We start from the raw sequence: 18,993 nt of genomic DNA on the forward strand, positions 1-18,993 counted from the left end.
TGTGACGCGGCGTATCGAGTGGCCCGGAGGACAGCGTTCGTTAGGATCGGGCCATGGCAGCAGCGACCTCGACCTCCACCGGCTTCCGCCCCCACCGCGTCGTCGTCCTCGCGCTCGACGGGCTGCTCCCCTTCGAGCTGGGCATCCCGCACCGCATCTTCGGCCGCCCGAAGGACGCCCGGGGACGGCATCTGTACGAGGTCGTCACCTGCTCGGTCCGGCCGCCGGGCCCGGTCGAGACGGACGCCGACTTCGCCATCCACGTCGCGCACGGCCCGGAGGCCCTGGCCACCGCGGACACGGTGATCGTCCCGGCGTCGTACGAGCTCGGCCCGGTCTACGAGGAGGGCGTGCTGACCGACGAACTGGCCGCCGCCCTCACCCACCTGCGCCCCGGCGCCCGGCTCGCCTCCATCTGCACCGGCGTGTACGTCCTCGCCGCCGCCGGCTTCCTCGACGGCCGGCCCGCCACCACGCACTGGTCCGACGCCGAGCGCCTCCAGCGGCTCTTCCCGCGGGTCGACGTCGACCCGGACGTGCTGTTCATCGACGACGGCGACGTGCTGACCTCCGCCGGTGTCGCGGCCGGCATCGATCTGTGCCTGCACATCGTGCGCCGCGACCACGGCTCCGCCGTCGCCAACGACGTGGCCCGCCGTACGGTCGTGCCGCCGCACCGCGACGGCGGGCAGGCGCAGTACATCGCGCGGCCGGTGCCCGATCCGCAGCAGGCGTCCACCACCGCCGCCCGCGCCTGGGCCCTGGGCCGCCTCCACGAGCCGATCCAGCTGCGCGACATGGCCGCCCAGGAGGCCATGTCGGTCCGCACCTTCACCCGCCGCTTCCGCGAGGAGACCGGCGTGAGCCCCGGCCAGTGGCTCACCCAGCAGCGCGTGGAACGGGCCCGGCATCTGCTGGAGTCCACCGACCGCTCCGTCGACCAGGTGGCCCACGACGCCGGCTTCGGCACGGCCCAGTCGATGCGCCAGCACATGCAGGCGGCGCTGGGCGTCACCCCCACCGCCTACCGTCGGACCTTCCGGACCGGCAAAGACCGGGCGGCGGCCCTCAGAAACTGAGGTGCCCCGGCCCTCAGAAGGTGAGAACCGCCCGCGCCACCCGCCCCGCCTCCGCGTCCTGCGCCGCCTTCTCGAAGTCCTCGACGGGATAGGTCCGGGTGACCAGTTCGTCGAGGAGCAGGCGGCCTTCGCGGTACAGCTCGGCGTACAGGGCGATGTCGCGCTGCGGCCGGGAGGAGCCGTAGCGGCAGCCCAGGATGGACTTGTCCAGGTACATCGACGAGACGCGGAAGGACGCCTCGGCGGTGGCCGGGGGCACGCCGAGGAGGATCGCCTGCCCGTGCCGGTCCAGTGCGTCGATCGCCTGGCGGATCAGCTCCACCCGGCCGACGCACTCGAAGGCGTGGTCCGCGCCCGTGGGGAGGATGTCGCGCACGCCCTCGGCCGAGGTGAGGAAGTGGGTCGCGCCGAACCGGCGTGCCGTCTCCTCCTTCGCCGGATTGGCGTCGACGGCCACGATCCGCAGGGCACCCGCGAGCCGCGCGCCCTGCAGCACGTTCAGCCCGATGCCGCCCGCCCCGATCACCAGGACGCTGTCTCCCCGGTCCACCCGCGCCCGGTTGAGTACGGCACCGACTCCCGTCAGGACGCCGCATCCGATCAGCGCGGCCGACGGCAGCGGAACGTCCTCAGGGATCCGCACCGCCTGTACGGCCTTGACGACCGTGCGCTCGGCGAAGGCGGAGTTGGCGGCGAACTGGTGGACGGGCGCTCCGCCAAGGCTGAACGGCCGGCCCGGGCGCCCGATCGCCTGCCGGCACATCGTGGGCCGGCCCCGGTCGCACTCCGCGCACGCGCCGCAGTTCGCGAGGGTGGACAGCGCGACATGGTCACCGGGCACCACATGGGTGACGCCCGCCCCCACCGCCTCCACGACGCCCGCCCCCTCATGGCCCAGCACCACGGGAACGGGGAACGGTATGGTCCCGTCCACCACCGACAGATCGCTGTGGCACAGCCCCGCCGCCGAGATCGCGACCCGCACCTCCCCCGGCCCCGGCTCCCGCACCTGAAGGTCCGTGACGACCCGGACCCGCTTCCCGTCGTAGATCACGCCTCGCATCACACGGCCCCCTTGGGCTCCCTGGGCAGACCGAGCACGCGCTCGGCGATGATCGTGCGCTGGATCTGGTCCGAGCCGCCGTAGATCGTGTCGGCCCGGGAGAAGAGGAACAGGTGCTGCGCCGCGTCCAGTTCGTACGGCGACGAGGCCGACCAGTCGGCCGGTGCCACGCTCGCGGCCGCGCCCCGCACCAGCACCGCCAGCTCCCCGAGCCGCTGATGCCAGCCGGCCCACAGCAGCTTGGCCACACTGGGCGCGCCCGGGCCACCGGAACCCCCCAGCGTCCGCAGGGCGTTCCAGCGCATGGTGCGCAGTTCGGCCCACTGCCGCACGAGCCGTTCCCGTACGACGGGATCCCGCGCGGCTCCCGTCTCCACGGCCGTACGCACCACGTCGCGCAGTTCCTCGGCGAACCCGATCTGCTGGGCCAGCGTGGACACGCCCCGCTCGAAGCCGAGGAGGCTCATGGCGACGCGCCAGCCGTCGCCCTCGCGGCCGACGACGCACTCCGCGTGCGCGCCGTCGAAGAAGACCTCGTTGAAGTCGCTGGTGCCCGTCATCTGCCGGATGGGGCGCACCTCGATCCGGCCGGGCTGGTCCATGGGGACGAGGAGGAAGCTCAGTCCGTGGTGCCGCTTCGACCCGGGCTCGGTGCGGGCCAGGACGAAGCACCAGTCGGCCTCGCGGGCGAGTGACGTCCAGACCTTCTGGCCGGTGACGCGATGGGTGCGGCCGTCCGGTTGGCGCACGGCCGTCGTACGGATGCCCGCCAGGTCCGAACCGGCGCCGGGTTCGCTGTAGCCCTGGCACCAGAGTTCCTCGCCGGCGGCGATCGGGGGGAGGAAGCGGGACTTCTGCTCGTCGGTGCCGTGGGCCAGGAGGGTGGGAGCGAGGAGGTTCTCCCCGATGTGCCCGGAGCGCGGAGGAGCGGCCGACCGGGCGTACTCCTCGGCCCAGGCGACCTGCTGGGTGAGGGTGGCCCGCCGATTCCCGTACCCGGAGGCCTCCCACCCGATCCCGATCCAGCCGGCGGCCCCGAGGGTCCGCTCCCAGCTTCGCCGGTCGGTCACCCCTCCGACGTTCTCGGCAAGCCAGCTCCGAGCCTCGTCCCGAAACGCTTGGTCCTCTTGACCGAATCCGAAGTCCACGGTCGCCGCCTTGGATCGAAGTGACTGCCCGATCACGCTGAGCCGGGGCGGGCGCGCAACCCGGCGCTACAGGGTGCCGCCCGCGCCCACCCGTGCCGCCCCAGCGGCACGACTGCCCGCGGACCAACACCCCCATAGGGGCGCGGGGAACTGCGCGAACAACCACACACAACCCGCACCCGCCGAACAACACACACCAGCCCAAAGGGGCGCGGGGAACTGCGCGACCAGCCACAACGAAACCCGCACCCGCCGAACCACACGCACCCCCGAGCTACTGGGCGTTGGGCCTCCGCCCCTCCCCCGCCGCCCTCTCCATCTCCCCGACCCGCTCCAGCATCGGCATCACATCCACCCCCACCGACCCGGGCAGAAACTCCGCGATCCGTTCCACGGTCCACCCCTCGGCGGCATACGCGGCACGCAACTCCCTGGGCTGCGCCCACACCGCGATCTTCGCCCCGGCGACCGTGTACACCTGCCCGGTGATCCCCTGCCGGGCGGCCTCGCCCGACAGCAGGTACACCACCAGCGCGGCGACGTCCTCCGGCTCGCCGATCTCCGCCAGTTCGACCGGCACCCCCGCCGACATCCGGGTCCGGGCGACCGGCGCCACCGCGTTCGCGGTCACCCCGTACTTGTGCAGCCCCAGTGCGGCACTGCGCACCAGGGAGATGATCCCGCCCTTCGCGGCGCTGTAGTTGGCCTGGGAGACCGACCCCTGGTGGTTGCCGCTGGTGAACCCGATCAGCGTCCCCGCCCGCTGCCTCCGCATCACCGCCGAGGCGGCCCGGAACACCGTGAACGTGCCTTTCAGATGCGTCGCGACGACCGGGTCCCACTCCTCCTCGGTCATGTTGAACAGCATCCGCTCGCGCAGGATCCCGGCCACGCAGACCACACCGTCGAGCCGCCCGTACGACGACAGCGCCACGTCGACGACCCGCTGCCCGCCCGCCATGGTGGAGACGTCGTCGGCGACCGCCACCGCGTGCCCGCCCGCCGCCTCGATCTCCTTGGCCACCGCCTCGGCGACCTCGCTCGTCGGCGAGGCCCCGTCGACCGCCACGCCGTAGTCGTTGACGACGACCTTCGCCCCCTCGGCCGCCGCCGCGAGCGCGACCGCCCGGCCGATGCCCCGCCCCGCGCCGGTGACGGCGACGACCTTGCCCGCCAAGAAGTTCCCCACGCCCGGCCCCTTCCCGTCCCACGGTTTCTGACGGACCGTTAGATTTAGCAGACGTCCGAATTCTACGACCCGTCAGATACCGGAAGACAAGCCCCGGGGAGGACTCATGTCGCTGCCGGACGCGTTCCACGACATCGCGGGGCGCGTGAACAACTGGGGCCGTTGGGGTGCCGACGACGAGCTCGGCACACTGAACCTGATCACCGACGAGGTCGTACGGGAAGCCGCGGCGACGGTCCGCACCGGACGGAGAATCCCGCTCGCGCTCCCCCTGCGGCGCGACGGCGTGCAGACGGGGATGATCCCGGGGCGGATCGACCCGCTGCACGTCATGGTGCAGATCAACCAGGAGCTCTTCGGCCCGGGCACGGTCGCGTGCAGCGACGACATCGTGACCATGGGGCTCCAGGCGGCCACCCACTGGGACGCGCTGCCGCACGTCTCCCACTCGGGCCGGATCTACAACGGCCGCCCCGCGGACACCATCACCCCGCACGACGGCGCCGAGTTCAGCGGTATCGACAGGGTCCGGCGGCTCGTGTCGCGAGGTGTGCTGCTCGACGTCGCCCGCGCCCGGGGCACGGACCGGCTCGACGGCGGGTACGCCGTCACGCCCGAGGACCTGGACGCCGCCGAGGAGTTCGCCGGTACGCGGGTACGGGCCGGTGACATCGTGCTCGTACGGACCGGGCAGGTCCAGTTCTGTCTCGCCGGGGACCGGCACGCCTACGCCTACCCGTCGCCGGGGCTGTCGATCCGAACGCCGGAGTGGTTCCACGCACGCGACGTCGCGGCCGTCGCCAACGACACCCTCACCTTCGAGGTGTTCCCGCCCGAGGTGGAGGGCCTGTGGCTGCCGGTGCACGCCCTGCATCTCGTGGAGATGGGGATGCCGCAGGGCCAGAACTGGAATCTCGAAAAGTTGTCCACAGCCTGTGGAGAAACGGGCCGCTACACCTTCCTGCTCGCGGCGACACCCGAGCCGTTCACGGGGGCGACCGGCGCCCCGGTGGCGCCGGTCGCCGTCCTGTAGGCCCTGCCGGGTCCACCTGCCACTCCGGCCCGCTGAAGCTGGATGGCGGCGCCGCGCTGCGCGCCCCGAGCACGGCCGCGCGCGCCGCCACCCGACTCCGGCGCTCCCGCCCCGGCTCCCCTACCCCTGAGGAAGCCGACGCCGAGTCACGACTCACACTCGCCGAGGGCCTCCGTCCGGTGAGGTCCTCGCCGTCCCCTCACGGCGAATCGCTGAACACAAGCGTGAGCACATGGTCACGAGGCGTCAACACCCGTTCGGCGGTTTGTTGTCCTATGCGGCATTTACCGTAGGTGCGCACGGGAGCACGTCCCGGCGCATCGCATCACGCCATGTCCAAAACGGCCACCCCGCCGTGCACCCGTGCCCCGGCCCCGCCGCAACCTCGCGTGGCATGTGCCCCGCACGCCGTGCTCGCCGCCCTACACCGCCTCGTACGCCAGTCCCTCGAAAGCGGCCCCGCCGCCGTACGCCACCGCGCCGCCCCCGCACGATGCCGCACCCTCGCGGGACTTCGTGCACCGGTCCAGCTCGCACCAGATGCGCTTGCCGGTGGACTCGACGCTCCAGCCCCAGCGGTCGGCGAGGCCGTCGACGAGGGCGAGGCCCCGGCCGCCGGTCGCGTCGTCGTCCGCGCAGCGGGGCACGGGCGCCCGGCCGCTGCGGTCGGCGACCTCGAGACGGACGGTGGTCTCCTCCGTCACCGCCGGCGGCAGGGACAGCCGCAGCACGGCGGGCCGGCCGGTGTGCACCACGGCGTTGGTGACGAGCTCGGAGACCAGCAGGATCAGCGTCTCGGCGAGCGGCTCATCGGCCTGTATCCCCGACCCGGCCAGGCGCGAGCGGGCCCACCGCCGGGCCCGTCCCACCTCAGCGGGGTCGGGCCGGATCTCCAGCTGCACTTGAAGCACCTGCACCGCTCACACCATCCGAACCGGCGGACACTTAGGCTCGCGCCTCACGAAGGCCACGATCGTAGCCATTTTCTGCATGGCCAGAACAACGGCCGGGACGAGGATCACGGAACGTGAATCCCTTGTGGGACAGCATGGTTGACGTACAGTCACCCCAACAAGCGCTTCGGGCATATTCCAGCGCGAAGGAGTACCCGTGCGGCATACTGTGCGACGCTCGCGGCGGGGAGTCGAACAGGCGCTGGCACCAGGCCGCACCGCCGGACGAGCAGCGGCTCGCATCACCGGATCCGCAGTCGCCCCGGGGGCGGCTGCGGCACGGAGCGTGTTCAGGACCACTCGCATCCCACACAAGGTACCCGAGGGGGCGGCCGACTCCGGGCCGTGACGAGTCACACGGAGGACACGACCCTGTATCAACTCTCCGTAACCCCGGCATGCCACGATCCGCGACATCCCCGTCGACGCGTTCGGCGACACCGCAGCCAGATGGCCTGTCAGGCCGTTCCTGCGGACAGGTCGGCCGCGAGCAACTCCTCACTCTCCGTGACTCCCCCCGTACGTTGAGTTCGAACCCATGCGCGTTTCAGATGCAGATGGACCTCGGACTCCCAGGTGAAGCCCATGCCCCCGTGCACCTGGAGACAGTCGCGGGCGCCGCGCACGGCGGCCTCGTCGGCGAGCAGACGGGCGGCGGCGATGTCGACGGGGTCGGCCGTGACGGCCGCCGCGTACACCGCGGCGCGGGCCGTCTCCGCCCGGACCAGCATCCCGGCGCACAGGTGTGCCACCGCCTGGAAGGCCCCTATGGGTCTTCCGAACTGTTCGCGCGCCCGGGCGTGTTGCGCCGCCAGTTCGCAGACCCGGCCTGCCGTGCCGAGCTGCTCGGCCGCGGTGAGGAGGGCGGCGACGGGGTCCGGGGCCGCCGCCGGGCCGCCGGGCACGCGGTGCAGGGGGGTCAGCGGGTCGAGGGACCGCAGCGCTACGGCTCCGATGGCGTCGCCGCGTACGACGTCGGCCTGCTCCAGCCACTCCACGAGGGAGCCGTCCACGGCCGTCACGACCGTCGCCCCGGTGGCGGCTCCCGGCACCGCACCGGCCGCGAGATGGGTGGCGACCAGCGGCCCGGGCAGCAGCGCACGCCCGGCCTCCTCGAACACCAACACGGCCTCCGGCAGCCCGAGTCCGACCCCGCCCGCCGCCTCCGGCAGGCGCAACGCGAAGAACCCGGCCTCCCCGAGCGCCCGCCACAGCGCCCGGTCGAGCCGCGCGGGCCCGTCCGCGGCCGCCCGCAGCGCCTCCCCGTCGAAGCGCCGCTCCAGCAGCCGCCGCATCCCCTCCCGCAGGGCCCGCTGGTCGTCGTCGAGCCGGAACCGCACGGTCATCGTCCCTTCGGCAGGCCGAGGATCCGCTCGGCGATGATGCTGTGCTGGATCTGCGAGGTGCCGGCCGCGATGGTGTACGAGAGGGAGGACAGGCGGTCGAGGGTCCAGGGGCGGTCCAGGTCGAGGCAGTCGGGGCCGAGGACGTCGGCAGCGGCGTCGTAGAGCTCCTGACGGGCCTGCGAGTACCGCAGTTTGAAGACCGAGCCGCCGACGCCGGGCACACCGCCCGAGGCCTCCGCCGCGCTCACGTTCCACTGCGTCAGCCGCCACAGGGCCCGGAACTCGGCGTTGAGCCTGCCGAGCCGGCGCCGGAGGGCGGGGTCGTCCCAGCGGCCGTATCTGCGGGCCTCGACGGCCAGTTCGGCCAGGACGCGCCGGCAGGCGACGACCTCGCCGGCGAAGGCCGTGCCGCGTTCGAAGGACAGCGTCACCATGGTCACGCGCCAGCCGTCGTTCTCGGCGCCGACCCGGTTCCCCACGGGCACCCGGACCTCGTCGAGGAACACCTCGGCGAACTCGGCCGACCCGGCGAGCGTGCGCAGCGGCCGTACGGTGATGCCCGGCGCGTCCATGGGCATGGCCAGCCAGGTGATGCCCCGGTGCCTGGGCGCCGCGGGGTCGGTGCGCACCAACAGTTCGCACCAGTCGGCGACTTCCGCGTGGGACGTCCAGATCTTGGCGCCGGTCACCACGTAGTCGTCGCCGTCGCGCCGGGCGCGGGTGCGCAGGGCCGCGAGGTCGGAGCCGGCGTCCGGTTCGCTGAAGCCCTGGCACCAGACCTCCTCGCCGCGCAGGATCGGCGGCAGCCAGCGGTCCCGCTGGGCGTCCGTGCCCTCGGCGGCGATCGTCGGCCCGGCGTGCAGCAGCCCCACGAAGTTGGCGCCGACGTAGGGCGCGCCGGCCCTCTCGGTCTCCTCCAGGAAGATGAGCCGGATGGTCGGGGAAGCGCCCCAGTGGACGTCGGCGTAACCGGCGTCGTACAGCCTGCGCTGCCAGCCGAGGTCGTACGCCCGCCGACCCGGCCAGTCGGCGGGGGACGGCCTGGGCGGGAGGGCCGGGAGGGTCCGCGCGAGCCACTCCCGCAGCCGGGCCCGGAACTCCTCCTCCTCGGGCGTGTACGACAGGTCCATCAGCAGTCCTCAGCGGTCGAGGTCCAGGTCGAGCATGCGGATGGCGTTGCCGCGCATCAGCTTGTGGACCGTCTCGTCGTCGAGGCCCTTCACGTGGTCGAGGGCGACCTCCTTGGTGTGCGGGAAGGTCGAGTCGACGTGGGGGTAGTCGGTCTCGAAGGTGGCGTTGTCGCGGCCGACCACGTCGATCGACGCCACTCCGTGCTTGTCGCGGAAGAAGCAGCAGAAGATCTGCCGGTAGTAGTACGTGGACGGCGGCTCGGGGACCGTGTCCCGCACCCCGCCCCAGGCGCGGTGTTCCTCCCACACGTCGTCGGCGCGCTCCAGGGCGTACGGAACCCAGCCCATCTGGCCCTCGGAGTAGGCCAGTTTGAGGCGGGGGTACGTCACCAGGACCCCGCTGAAGAGGAAGTCCATCATCGAGGCCATCGCGTTGTTGAAGCTGAGCGAGGCCTGGACGGCGGGCGGGGCGTCCGGGGACGCGGCGGGCATCTGGGACGAGGACCCGATGTGCATGTTCACGACCGTCCCGGTCTCCTGGCAGACCGCGAAGAACGGGTCCCAGTAGCCGGAGTGGATGGACGGCAGCCCGAGGTGGGTGGGGATCTCGGAGAAGGTCACCGCCCGCACTCCGCGGGCGGCGTTGCGCCGGATCTCCGCGACCGCCAGCTCGACGTCCCACAGCGGGATCAGGCAGAGCGGGATGAGCCGCCCGCCGCTGTCCCCGCACCACTCCTCGACCATCCAGTCGTTGTAGGCGCGCACGCAGGCCAGGGCGACCTCCTTGTCGTGCGCCTCGGCGAAGGTCTGGCCGCAGAAGCGGGGGAAGCTCGGGAAGCAGAGGCTGGCCTCGACATGGTTGAGGTCCATGTCCTTGAGGCGCTCCTTGGGGTCCCAGCAGCCGGGCCGCATCTCCTCGCGGGTGATGCCCTCCAGGGTCATCTCGTCCCGGTCGAAGCCGACGGCGGCGATGTTGCGCTTGTACGGGAACTTCAGGTCCTCGTAGACCCACCAGTCGGTGGGCGGGCCGTCCGGGTCCATCGTGATCCGGTACTTGCCGCCGACGTAGGCGAGTTCACCGATGCCGGCGGTCAGCGGCCGGGGACCGCGCTCCCGGTACCTGGCCGGCAGCCAGGTGTCGAACAGGTGGGCCGGCTCGATCACGTGGTCGTCGACGCTGATGATGCGGGGCAGTTCGGTCGCCATGGGTCCCCTCCGCCGGACGGTACTTATCTGATGGCTCGTCAGATAGCATCCCACCTGACGGCCCGTCAGCCAAGAAGCGCAGTCGAGCAGCAGGGGGCAGCCGTGAACGAGACCCCGCACGCCCTGAGTTCGTGCCGCACCCTGTGGGAGCTGGTCACCCGCCGCGCGGCGCTCACCCCCGACCGCCCGCTCTTCCTCCAGGACGACCGAACCGGGAGCCGCACGCTGACCTTCGAGGCGCTTCGCGCGCGTGCCGAACGGGTCGCGGCCGGGCTGTACGGCATGGGGGTACGCCCCGGCACGGTGGTCGCCTGGCAGTTGCCCACCCGTATCGAGACGGCCGTGCTGTCCTTCGCGCTGGCCCGCCTCGGCGCGGTACAGACTCCGGTGATCCCCTTCTACCGGGAGCGGGAGGTCGGCTTCGCGCTGCGTGAGTCGAAGGCGGAGTTCTTCGCGGTGCCGGGCGAGTGGCGCGGCTTCGACCACGCGGAGATGGCCCGGCGGCTGGGCGCGAAGGGCGTCTTCGAGGCGTACGACGACCTGCCGGACGGTGATCCGTCCGTGCTGCCTCCCCCGCCCTCGGACGGCACCGCGGTCCGCTGGATCTACTGGACGTCCGGCACGACCTCCGCCCCCAAGGGCGTGCTGCACACGGACCGTTCCCTGATCGCGGGCGGCTCCTGCCTCGCACACGCCCTGGGGCCCTCGGCGGACGACGTGGGCTCGATCGCCTTCCCGTACGCACACATCGGCGGACCCGACTACACGGTGATGCTGCTGCTGTACGGCTTCCCGGCGGTGCTCTTCGAGCAGTTCGCGCTGCCGGACGCGCTGGCGGCGTACCGGGGGCACGGGGTGACGATGGCGGGCGGGTCGACGGCGTTCTACTCGATGTTCCTGGCGGAGCAGCGCAAACGGCCCGGGGTGCCGGTCATCCCCTCACTGCGGCTGCTGGCGGGCGGCGGGGCGCCCAAGCCGCCGGAGCTGTACCACGCCGTCGTGCGCGAGATGGGCGTGCGGCTCACCCACGGGTACGGCATGACCGAGGTGCCGATGATCACCATGGGGGCGCCGGACGACGACCCCGAGCTGCTGGCGACGACCGAGGGGCGGCCGCCGGAGGGGATGGAGATCCGGATCGTGGACGGGGAGGTGCGGCTGCGCGGGGAGGCCGTGTGCCGGGGGTATCTGGACCCGGGACAGACGGCGGAGGCCTTCGACGAGGACGGGTTCCTGCGCACCGGCGACCTCGGGCGCCTCACGGAGAGCGGGCATCTGGTGCTCACCGGCCGGCTGAAGGACGTGATCATCCGCAAGGGCGAGAACATCTCGGCCCAGGAGATCGAGGACCTGCTGCACCGGCACCCGGCGGTCGGTGACGTGGCGGTGATCGGGCTGCCGGACGCCTCGCGCGGGGAGCTGGTGTGCGCGGTGGTGGAACAGCCGCCGGGGGCCGGGGCCTTGACGCTCCCGGCCCTGACGGCCTACCTGCGCGCCGAGGGACTGTCGGTGCACAAGCTGCCCGAGCGGCTTGAGGTGGTGGACGCCCTTCCGCGGGGCGAGACCCTGCGGAAGGTGCTGAAGTACAAGCTGCGCGAGCGCTACTCGGGCACGGTGAAGTAGCGGGCGAAGGCCGGGACGACCTCGGTCTCGCCGACCTTGCCGTCGTCGTCCGCGTCGAGCGTGCCGGCGGCCGTTCTGGCGACGTCCTCGGGGACGCCGAGGCACTTCAGTACGCGGGCGGCCTCCTCGACCGTCGCCGCGCCGTCACCGTCGGTGTCGGCGACGTCAAGGGCCGCGTGCAGGAAGGGCCGGGCGATCTCGGCGAACCGGTCGGGGTTGTCGCGCAGGCGCTTGACCGCTCCTGTGACGAACTCCTCGCGCGTGATGCGCTGGTCGCCGTCGCGGTCCGCTATGCCCGCCATGCCCTGCCAGAAGGCCTCCGCGCCGCCGTACAGCGCCTGTCCCTTGTCGGACCGGGCCGCGACGGCGAACTCCGAGAGCAGCGCCTTGGCCGCCCCCATGAAGTCCTCGCGGTCGATGTAGCCGTTGCCGTCCTGGTCGAAGGTGGCGAACCGGGCGGCGATCCTGCGCTCGTACTCGCTGCTGACCATGTCTCTTTCGGGCCGCCTTACGTCAGGTGGGGTGCGTCTCGCTCGGAGCGTACGACGGAGGGGGCCGTTCGGGCGCGGGAAAACGTCACTTGTGCCAAGACCGGGGGAATTCCAGGACAACCGTGTGTCAGAACAGCGACACTCGCCCTACCGTGCGTGACCGCCCCGTCACGCGGACAGGGGTTCGCCCTCGTCACCCAGGGCCTGCTCCGCATCGCCGTACACGTCGAAGAGCCTGCGTACACCCAGCGCGCCGAGGACCCGGTTCACATGGGACCCGTCGGCCGCGCCCCGGGCGGGCAGCACCAGCCGCAGCCGTCCCTGGCAGGAGCGGATCAGACGACGGGCGGCGATGAGCACGCCGACGCCGCTGGAATCGCAGAAGAACACCTCGGACAGATCCAGGACGAGACAGTGGTGCCCCTCGGCCACCACGTCGTGCACTCGCTGACGCAGCACCGGCGACGTCACCAGATCCAGCTCGCCCGACACCTGGAGCACGGCCCATTCGCCCTGCTCGCCGCCGGTCACTTTGAAGGTCACCACCACGCCCTTCGCTCGCCAAAACGGAAGTAGTCCCTACGCTTCCTTGCAGCGCGGCTGCCCAGCGGGCGTTTCCCTGAAACACGACCCAAGAAACGGAAGCCTTTGAAAACAGGCTTGTTTTGGTCGGCTTCGATCCTGTTCGATCCTCTTCAGACACGTCTGATCGGAGGCGGGATGGGTAGGCGCGACCCCGACGGCTCCCTGCCTGAGCACCGGCGGTCCCCTACCACCTACGGCCGGTCAGGGGGCGCACATTGCCACAAAGGGGCGTGCGCCACCGGACGTGCCGACTACATTCGGGGAGAGGTCGGACACAGGCTGGACTCGGCACGGGCGCGGGACACGAGCAGGGGGTGAGGGGGCCGCATGGCGAAAAAAGAGGGACCGCCCCGCTGGGACCGCAAGATGCAGCAGCGGCTGGCCCGCGGGGAGGCGGCCGCCCTCGGTGAGCTCTACGACCGCTTCGCCTCCCTCGTGCACGGCCTCGCCCACCGCGTGCTCGGCGACGAACGCGCCGCCGACGGCATCACGCGCGAGGTCTTCGTCCACGTCTGGGAGCACCCGGACTCCTACGACCCCAAGCAGGAACCGCTGCGCACCTGGGTCGCCGCGCTGACCCACCGCCTGGCCGTCCAGCGCCTGCGCGCCACCGAGACCGAGGCCCTCACCCTCGAAGGCTCCGGCACCCCGGAGGAGCTGGAGCACCGGGTGCGCCGCGCCTCGGTCGCCGCCCGGGCCGACTACATCGTCCAGTCCATGCCGGCCCCGCTGCGCTCAGCCCTGGAACGGGCCTACTTCCAGCGCCGCGACTACCGCCAGACCGCCACGGACCTCGGCATCACCGAGGACGAGGCCCGCCGGCGCCTCCGCCTCGGCCTGCAACTGCTGTCCACGGCCCACGACACCCAGGCACCGGGCGCACCCCCCGGATTCGGAGGTGCGGCGTGAACGGCCCGGACCGGTTCGAGGAGGACGAAAGCGACGTTCCGGACGATTCCGGGCAGCAGGCCGGGGATCCGCTCCGGATCCCCATGCCCCGGGCCTCCGTCGAGGACAGCGGACTGCCGCTGCCCGAACCTGCGGACCTCGGGGACGCGGCGCCACCGCCCGTGCGGCCCGTGCTCGAACACCCCGTGCTGAAGTCGCTGCTCGGCGCCTGGGCGCTGGCCGCGTGCTCGGCCGAGGAGGCCACGGCCGTCGAGCAGCACCTCGGCGAGTGCGGCGCGTGCGCCGACGAGGCGCGGCGGCTGCGCGAGGCGGTCGGACTGCTGCAACGCCCCGAGAGCCTCGACCTGGATCCCGGCCTGCGCACCCGCGTGCTGGAGTCCTGCCTGGACCGGCGCCCGCCGCGCATCCCGGTGCCGGACTGGGCCGCCGCGTACGACGCCGAGACGGCACGCCTGGACGCCCTGCTCCAGGACTTCGGAGACGCCGAGTGGCACGCGCCGGTACGGCTGCGCTGGTTCCGGGGCGACGAGGCGACCAGCCGCCGCACCACCGTCGCCGGGGTCATCGCGCATCTGCTCAGCGTCGACGGGCTGGTGGCGGTCGCGCTCGGCCTGGACGACCCGATGGGCGACGTCACGGCCCGGCAGCCGACCCCGGCCGCCCGCACCGAGGCGTACTGGCGCGCCTCCCACTTCCCGCCGACCCGCGCGATGCGGGCGCCGTGGCGGGAGCAGAGCCACCACCTCGTACGCACGGTGTCCTTCACGGGCAGCGGCGTCGGCAGGATGCCCGTGCCCTACGGCGACTTCGAACTGCCCCTGCACGACGCGATGCTCGACCGGGCCTTCGAGTGCTGGGTGCACGCGGAGGACATCGCGGACGCGGTGGACTACCCCTACGATCCGCCCTCGCCCCGCCATCTGCACCGCATGATCGACCTGGCGGCCCGCATGCTCCCGACCGCCCTGGCCCATCGCCGCCGCACCGGTCTGGCCGCCCCCGCCCGCCACCGTCACCTGGTCGCGGCCGGCGAACCGGGCCGCAGCCTCCGTCTGGAGATCGAGGGCTCGGGCGGCGGCGAGTGGCTGATCCCGCTGGACTCCCCCGCGGCCAAGGGCTCCGCCGAACATGAGGTGGCCCACATCGCCCTGGACGGAGTCGAGTTCTGCCGCCTGGCAGCGGGCCACGTACCCCCGCAGGAGGCGGCGGCAGGTCAGGTGGGAGACCGCGACGCCATCAAGGACGTCCTGTTCGCGGCCGCTTCACTGAGCCGGATGTAGAACCCGACTCCAGGGGCACGCCCTCGGCCTCGGGGGCGCGGGGCGTCTCGATATGCGGCTCCGCCGCGTGGGCGCGAACAACCCCCACGCGCCCGCACCCGCCACCAAACGGGTGGAACCGAGCTCCTAGGCGAAAATCACAGTCCGCCGCCCATTGAGCAGAATCCTCCGCTCGGCATGCCACTTCACACCCCGAGCCAACGCCTGGCACTCCACATCCCGCCCGATGGCGACCAGCCCCTCCGGCGTCACGTCATGCCCCACCCGCTCGACCTCCTGCTCGATGATCGGCCCCTCGTCCAGATCGGCCGTCACATAGTGAGCGGTGGCCCCGATCAGCTTCACCCCCCGGGCGTGAGCCTGGTGATACGGCTTCGCCCCCTTGAAGCTCGGCAGGAACGAGTGGTGGATGTTGATGATCCGCCCGCTCAGCTGCTTGCACAGGTCGTCCGAGAGCACCTGCATGTACCGGGCGAGAACGACCAGCTCGACACCCTCCTCACGCACGAGGTCGAGCAGCCGTGCCTCCGCCTCCGGCTTCGTGTCCTTCGTCACCGGAATGTGGTGGAAGGGGATGTTGTAAGAGCCCACCAGCTCCGCGAAGTCCGTGTGGTTGGACACCACTCCGGCGATCTCCACCGGCAGCGCCCCGGTCCGCGCCCGGAACAGCAGGTCGTTGAGGCAGTGCCCGAACTTGCTGACCATCAGCAGGATGCGCATCTTCTGGTCGGCCCGGTTGATCTGCCACTCCATCTGGAAGGAGTCACCGATCGCCGCGAAGCTGGCCCGCAGCTTGTCCAGGCTCACCGGAGCGTCCGCCGAGAAGTGGACGCGCATGAAGAACAGTCCCGTGTCGTGGTCGCCGAACTGCTGGCTGTCCTCGATGTTGCAGCCGGTCATGAACAGGTAGCTCGACACGGCGTGCACGATGCCCTTGCGGTCCGGGCAGGACAGGGTGAGGACGTACTGATCGGCCGGGGCGGCGGCGCTGGTGGACTGCTCGTTCATGCAGGACAGGGTCCCACAAGCAGCCACGCCGCCGGCAATCGTCCCGCTAGGCGGACCTCGTCATGATCCGCAGGACCTCCAGGCTGCGCGGCGGTGTGTCCGGCTCCTCGCCGTCGCTCGCGGCGAGCCGCGCGTGCGCGTCCCGGGCCGCCCCGACCGCCTCCGGCCACGCCTGGTGTTCGAGATACGCCGAGACCGGCGCGTCCGGCCCGACCTGGTGCATGATCCGCAGCACCCGCAGCACGGCGGCGTCGACGAGGGCCGCCTCCTGCGCGTCACGGAAGATCGTGCCGACGTACTTCTCGGCGGACCAGTGGTCCAGCCAGGTGTCCTCGACCAGGCGGTACACCGCGTCGGTCACGTCGCCGTAGCCGTCCACGCCGGCCAGCCAGACGTCCCGCTGGAAGACGGGATCGGAAAGCATGTGCAGCGCCGAGCGCACGTTGCTGCGCCAGCGCCACCACGGCATGTCGTTGACAGGCATGCCGCCCATGGTGGATGAGCGACGGCCACGACGGGAAGAGTTCTCCGAAGCTTGCACGGTCATCGATCGTACGTTCCCCTCCACATCGGTCACCTCTGCCCCCGCAATTCACCTGCTCGTCACCCATTGTTGACCCGAGATCACTCACGGGTTAGTCGTGTGGCGGAATCGTGCGGAACCATGACCGGCAGGCGACGCACCCGCAGCACATTCCTCCCCGGCCTCCTCACCCGTCACGCCAGACACGGCGTCCTCTGTGCGGGCGCGGCGGTCGCGTGCGCGTCGCTCCTCGCCGGCTGCGGGGTCGTCCCCGGTACCACGGGGGGCGTCGGGGACGACCCGATCACCGTCATGACGTGGGCTCCCCAGGACACCAAGGCGACCAACAAGCCCGGCATGCCCGCCTTCGCCCGCGCCTACGCCCGCTGGATCAACGCCAAGGGCGGGATCAACGGCCGCAAGCTCAACGTGCTGACCTGCAACGACCACAACGACAGCGTGGCCGCCGCGAAGTGCGCCCGGCAGGCCGCCAAGGAGAACGCCGTCGCGGTCGTAGGATCCTACAGCCAGTACGCCGACTCCTTCTTCCCGTCCCTGGAGGGCGCGGGCATCCCGTACATCGGCGGCTACGGCATCACCAACGCCGAGTTCACCAGCCCCCTGTCCTACCCCGTCAACGGCGGCCAGCCCGCGCTGCTCGCCGGTCTCGGCAAGGCGCTCGCCGACTGCGGTCCCGTCGCGCTGATCCGGCCCGACACCATCGCGGGCGACCAACTGCCCCCGCTGCTCGACTCCGGCCTGAAGGCGGGCGGGCACCAGGCCTCCAAGGACCAGCGGGCGGCGGAGGACGCCACCGAGTACGACGGCCAGGCCGCGCGGGCCCTGCGGGCGACGACCACCACCCCGGGGGACGAGGGATGCGTGGTGCCCGCGCTCGGGGACCGCAACGGCACCTACATGGACTCCTTCCGGCGGGCCCGCGAGGACTATCCCGACGTCCGGACGGCGGCCGTGCTCGGCAGCGTCGACCAGACGGTGATCGACGCGACGGGCGGGGCGTCGGGACCGTACGAGGGCTCGTACATCACCGGCTGGTACCCGGTGGCGAGCGACCCGCGCTGGGACGGGATGAAACAGGTCATCCGGGACGAGGCCTTCGACGACAACCGGATCGACCCGGCGGACGCGGGGGTGCAGACCACGTGGATCGCCTACACCGTCTTCCGGAAGGTCGTCGAGTCGCTCGGCAGCGGCGAGGTGACCGCCGACACGGTGACGGAGGCCCTCGACAACGGCCTCAGGATCGGCACGGGCGGTCTGACGCCGACGCTGCGGTGGCGGTTCCAGGACCGGCTCGCCTCCGTCGGCTTCCCGCGCCTGGTCAACGCGAACGTGACGCTCCAGGTGGTGCGGGAAGGGCGGCTGGTGTCGGCGCGCAAGGGCTTCGTCGACACGACCAGGATCCTGCAGAACGCCGACGTGAACTACTGAGCGCCCCGGCTCAGCGGTTCATCGCCGGACCAACTCACGTCACAGCTGCGTCGGCTGGCGCTCGGTCAGGCCGTACCGCTTCGCGATCGAGTTCCACAGCTGGGCCGCCTTGGTCTTCTCGGTGCTCGCGGCGACGCTGGCCCGGTTCCCGGCCTGGGTCTGGCCGGTGGCCCGGGCCTGGCCCTTCTTGCAGCCCTTCTTCCCGGCGGTCTGGTCGGCCCAGGAGGCGTAGTGGTTGTCGGCCGAGGCGGAGGCCTGCCACGCCTTGGTGAGGGCCGTGGTCAGCGCGGCGTGGTCGGGCAGCTTGTCGACCGTGATGCCGCCGAGCCGGGTGACCAGCTCGGTGCGCTGCCTGGCCGCGTCGCGCAGGTTCTTGGCGGCCTGGGGGAGGTTGTCGCAGCGCCTGACGTCGGCCACCGCGTTGATCACGGTGCTGCGGCTGTCGCCGCTGTCGGCGAGCAGCTTGTCCAGCTCGACCGCCTGTGCCCGGACCGGGTCGGCGGACGGCGAGGCGGACCCCTGCGTGGCGGGTGCCGAGGCGGCCACGGTCTTGTTGTCACCACCGCCGTCGTCACCGCCTCCGCCACCGGCGAGCAGCGCGCCCGCGCCGACGCCGAGGACGGCTATGCCGATGCCGACGGCCGCGATGACCGGCACGCGCGAGCCGGTACGGCCGCCGCGACCGCCCCGGCCGCCGCCGCGCCCGTCGGCCGGGGCGTAGGAGGGCTGCGGAGCGCCGTAGGAAGACTGGTGCGGGGACAGCGGCTGATCGACGCGGGGCATCTGCTGGGTGGCCCCGGCCGGGCCGTCCGCGCCCTGGTCGCTGCGGAAGAGGTTCTCGAACCCGGCGGGCGGCTGCTGGTCGGCGCCGGGCACCGGCGGGATGTACTGCGTCGCCTCGGCGTCCGGGTTCGAGGCGGGCGGCACGCGGCCACGGCCCCCGCACCGGCCCGGGGCCCGGTGCCGAGGAACGTG

Annotated in this window: 17 protein-coding genes and 1 pseudogene; 6 read left to right on the top strand and 12 right to left on the bottom strand. The window is 72.1% G+C overall.

All coding sequences use genetic code 11. The features are described 5' to 3' along the window. Positions 1 to 53: 53 nt before the first annotated feature. Positions 54 to 1,079 (top strand): GlxA family transcriptional regulator, encoded by a 1,026-nt coding sequence (locus SSQG_RS17005; protein WP_003991035.1) that lies wholly within the window; start codon positions 54 to 56, stop codon positions 1,077 to 1,079. A gap of 13 nt (positions 1,080 to 1,092) precedes the next feature. Here SSQG_RS17005 and SSQG_RS17010 read toward each other — a convergent pair whose 3' ends face one another. The 3 genes from SSQG_RS17010 to SSQG_RS17020 all read right to left on the bottom strand — a co-directional run bounded on the left by SSQG_RS17010 (position 1,093) and on the right by SSQG_RS17020 (position 4,479). Beyond that, positions 1,093 to 2,142, bottom strand: a complete 1,050-nt coding sequence (locus SSQG_RS17010; protein ID WP_003991036.1) for a Zn-dependent alcohol dehydrogenase — start codon at positions 2,140 to 2,142, stop codon at positions 1,093 to 1,095. Beyond that, positions 2,142 to 3,290 carry an acyl-CoA dehydrogenase family protein gene (locus SSQG_RS17015; RefSeq protein WP_003991037.1) on the bottom strand — a complete coding sequence of 383 codons (1,149 nt, stop codon included), beginning with the start codon at positions 3,288 to 3,290 and terminating at the stop codon, positions 2,142 to 2,144. The genes SSQG_RS17010 and SSQG_RS17015 overlap by 1 nt, the downstream gene beginning before the upstream one ends. Before the next feature lie 274 nt (positions 3,291 to 3,564). Next, positions 3,565 to 4,479 (bottom strand): SDR family NAD(P)-dependent oxidoreductase, encoded by a 915-nt coding sequence (locus SSQG_RS17020; protein ID WP_003991039.1) that lies wholly within the window; start codon positions 4,477 to 4,479, stop codon positions 3,565 to 3,567. Positions 4,480 to 4,585: 106 nt separating this feature from the next. On the opposite strand from SSQG_RS17020, the gene SSQG_RS17025 reads away from it, so the two are divergent. Next, the gene (locus tag SSQG_RS17025; RefSeq protein WP_003991040.1) at positions 4,586 to 5,512 is read left to right on the top strand and encodes a cyclase family protein; all 927 of its coding nucleotides are present in this window, start codon (positions 4,586 to 4,588) and stop codon (positions 5,510 to 5,512) included. 422 nt (positions 5,513 to 5,934) lie between these two features. On the opposite strand, the gene SSQG_RS17030 is transcribed toward SSQG_RS17025, so the two are convergent. The 4 genes from SSQG_RS17030 to SSQG_RS17045 all read right to left on the bottom strand — a co-directional run bounded on the left by SSQG_RS17030 (position 5,935) and on the right by SSQG_RS17045 (position 10,147). Then, positions 5,935 to 6,414 (bottom strand): ATP-binding protein, encoded by a 480-nt coding sequence (locus SSQG_RS17030; RefSeq protein ID WP_039932916.1) that lies wholly within the window; start codon positions 6,412 to 6,414, stop codon positions 5,935 to 5,937. Positions 6,415 to 6,923: 509 nt separating this feature from the next. Continuing rightward, positions 6,924 to 7,811 carry an acyl-CoA dehydrogenase family protein gene (locus SSQG_RS17035; RefSeq protein ID WP_003991042.1) on the bottom strand — a complete coding sequence of 296 codons (888 nt, stop codon included), beginning with the start codon at positions 7,809 to 7,811 and terminating at the stop codon, positions 6,924 to 6,926. Next, complete coding sequence (locus SSQG_RS17040) at positions 7,808 to 8,941, bottom strand: acyl-CoA dehydrogenase family protein (RefSeq protein WP_003991043.1); 1,134 nt, start codon at positions 8,939 to 8,941, stop codon at positions 7,808 to 7,810. The genes SSQG_RS17035 and SSQG_RS17040 overlap by 4 nt, the downstream gene beginning before the upstream one ends. A gap of 9 nt (positions 8,942 to 8,950) precedes the next feature. Next, positions 8,951 to 10,147, bottom strand: coding sequence for an amidohydrolase family protein (locus tag SSQG_RS17045; RefSeq protein WP_003991044.1), 1,197 nt, complete (start codon positions 10,145 to 10,147; stop codon positions 8,951 to 8,953). A gap of 102 nt (positions 10,148 to 10,249) precedes the next feature. On the opposite strand from SSQG_RS17045, the gene SSQG_RS17050 reads away from it, so the two are divergent. Beyond that, on the top strand, positions 10,250 to 11,770 hold the full coding sequence (locus SSQG_RS17050; protein WP_003991045.1) for an AMP-binding protein: 1,521 nt from the start codon (positions 10,250 to 10,252) through the stop codon (positions 11,768 to 11,770). On the opposite strand, the gene SSQG_RS17055 is transcribed toward SSQG_RS17050, so the two are convergent. Together SSQG_RS17055 and SSQG_RS17060 are read right to left on the bottom strand one after the other, a co-directional pair. Then, positions 11,749 to 12,261 (bottom strand): EF-hand domain-containing protein, encoded by a 513-nt coding sequence (locus tag SSQG_RS17055; RefSeq protein WP_003991046.1) that lies wholly within the window; start codon positions 12,259 to 12,261, stop codon positions 11,749 to 11,751. The genes SSQG_RS17050 and SSQG_RS17055 overlap by 22 nt on opposite strands. A gap of 168 nt (positions 12,262 to 12,429) precedes the next feature. Continuing rightward, entirely contained in the window at positions 12,430 to 12,810 is a 381-nt protein-coding gene (locus SSQG_RS17060) for an STAS domain-containing protein (RefSeq protein WP_003991047.1), read from the bottom strand. A 363-nt stretch (positions 12,811 to 13,173) separates the two neighbouring features. On the opposite strand from SSQG_RS17060, the gene SSQG_RS17065 reads away from it, so the two are divergent. After that, positions 13,174 to 13,755 (top strand): sigma-70 family RNA polymerase sigma factor, encoded by a 582-nt coding sequence (locus SSQG_RS17065; protein ID WP_003991048.1) that lies wholly within the window; start codon positions 13,174 to 13,176, stop codon positions 13,753 to 13,755. Then, on the top strand, positions 13,752 to 15,035 hold the full coding sequence (locus SSQG_RS17070; RefSeq protein WP_003991049.1) for a maleylpyruvate isomerase N-terminal domain-containing protein: 1,284 nt from the start codon (positions 13,752 to 13,754) through the stop codon (positions 15,033 to 15,035). The genes SSQG_RS17065 and SSQG_RS17070 overlap by 4 nt, the downstream gene beginning before the upstream one ends. 126 nt (positions 15,036 to 15,161) lie before the next feature. Here the strand turns inward: SSQG_RS17070 and purU are convergent, their stop codons facing one another. Both purU and SSQG_RS17080 read right to left on the bottom strand, forming a co-directional pair. Continuing rightward, positions 15,162 to 16,043, bottom strand: a complete 882-nt coding sequence (purU, locus tag SSQG_RS17075) for a formyltetrahydrofolate deformylase (protein ID WP_003991050.1) — start codon at positions 16,041 to 16,043, stop codon at positions 15,162 to 15,164. 46 nt (positions 16,044 to 16,089) lie between these two features. Then, entirely contained in the window at positions 16,090 to 16,590 is a 501-nt protein-coding gene (locus tag SSQG_RS17080; protein ID WP_003991051.1) for an SCO4402 family protein, read from the bottom strand. A gap of 117 nt (positions 16,591 to 16,707) precedes the next feature. Here SSQG_RS17080 and SSQG_RS17085 point away from each other — a divergent pair, with 117 nt between their 5' ends. After that, on the top strand, positions 16,708 to 18,018 hold the full coding sequence (locus tag SSQG_RS17085; protein ID WP_003991052.1) for an ABC transporter substrate-binding protein: 1,311 nt from the start codon (positions 16,708 to 16,710) through the stop codon (positions 18,016 to 18,018). A gap of 39 nt (positions 18,019 to 18,057) precedes the next feature. Here SSQG_RS17085 and SSQG_RS17090 read toward each other — a convergent pair. Beyond that, positions 18,058 to 18,993 (bottom strand): annotated as a pseudogene (locus SSQG_RS17090) (hypothetical protein); the annotation flags it as partial.

This window comes from Streptomyces viridochromogenes DSM 40736 (assembly GCF_000158955.1).
Taxonomy (GTDB): Bacteria; Actinomycetota; Actinomycetes; order Streptomycetales; family Streptomycetaceae; genus Streptomyces; species Streptomyces venetus.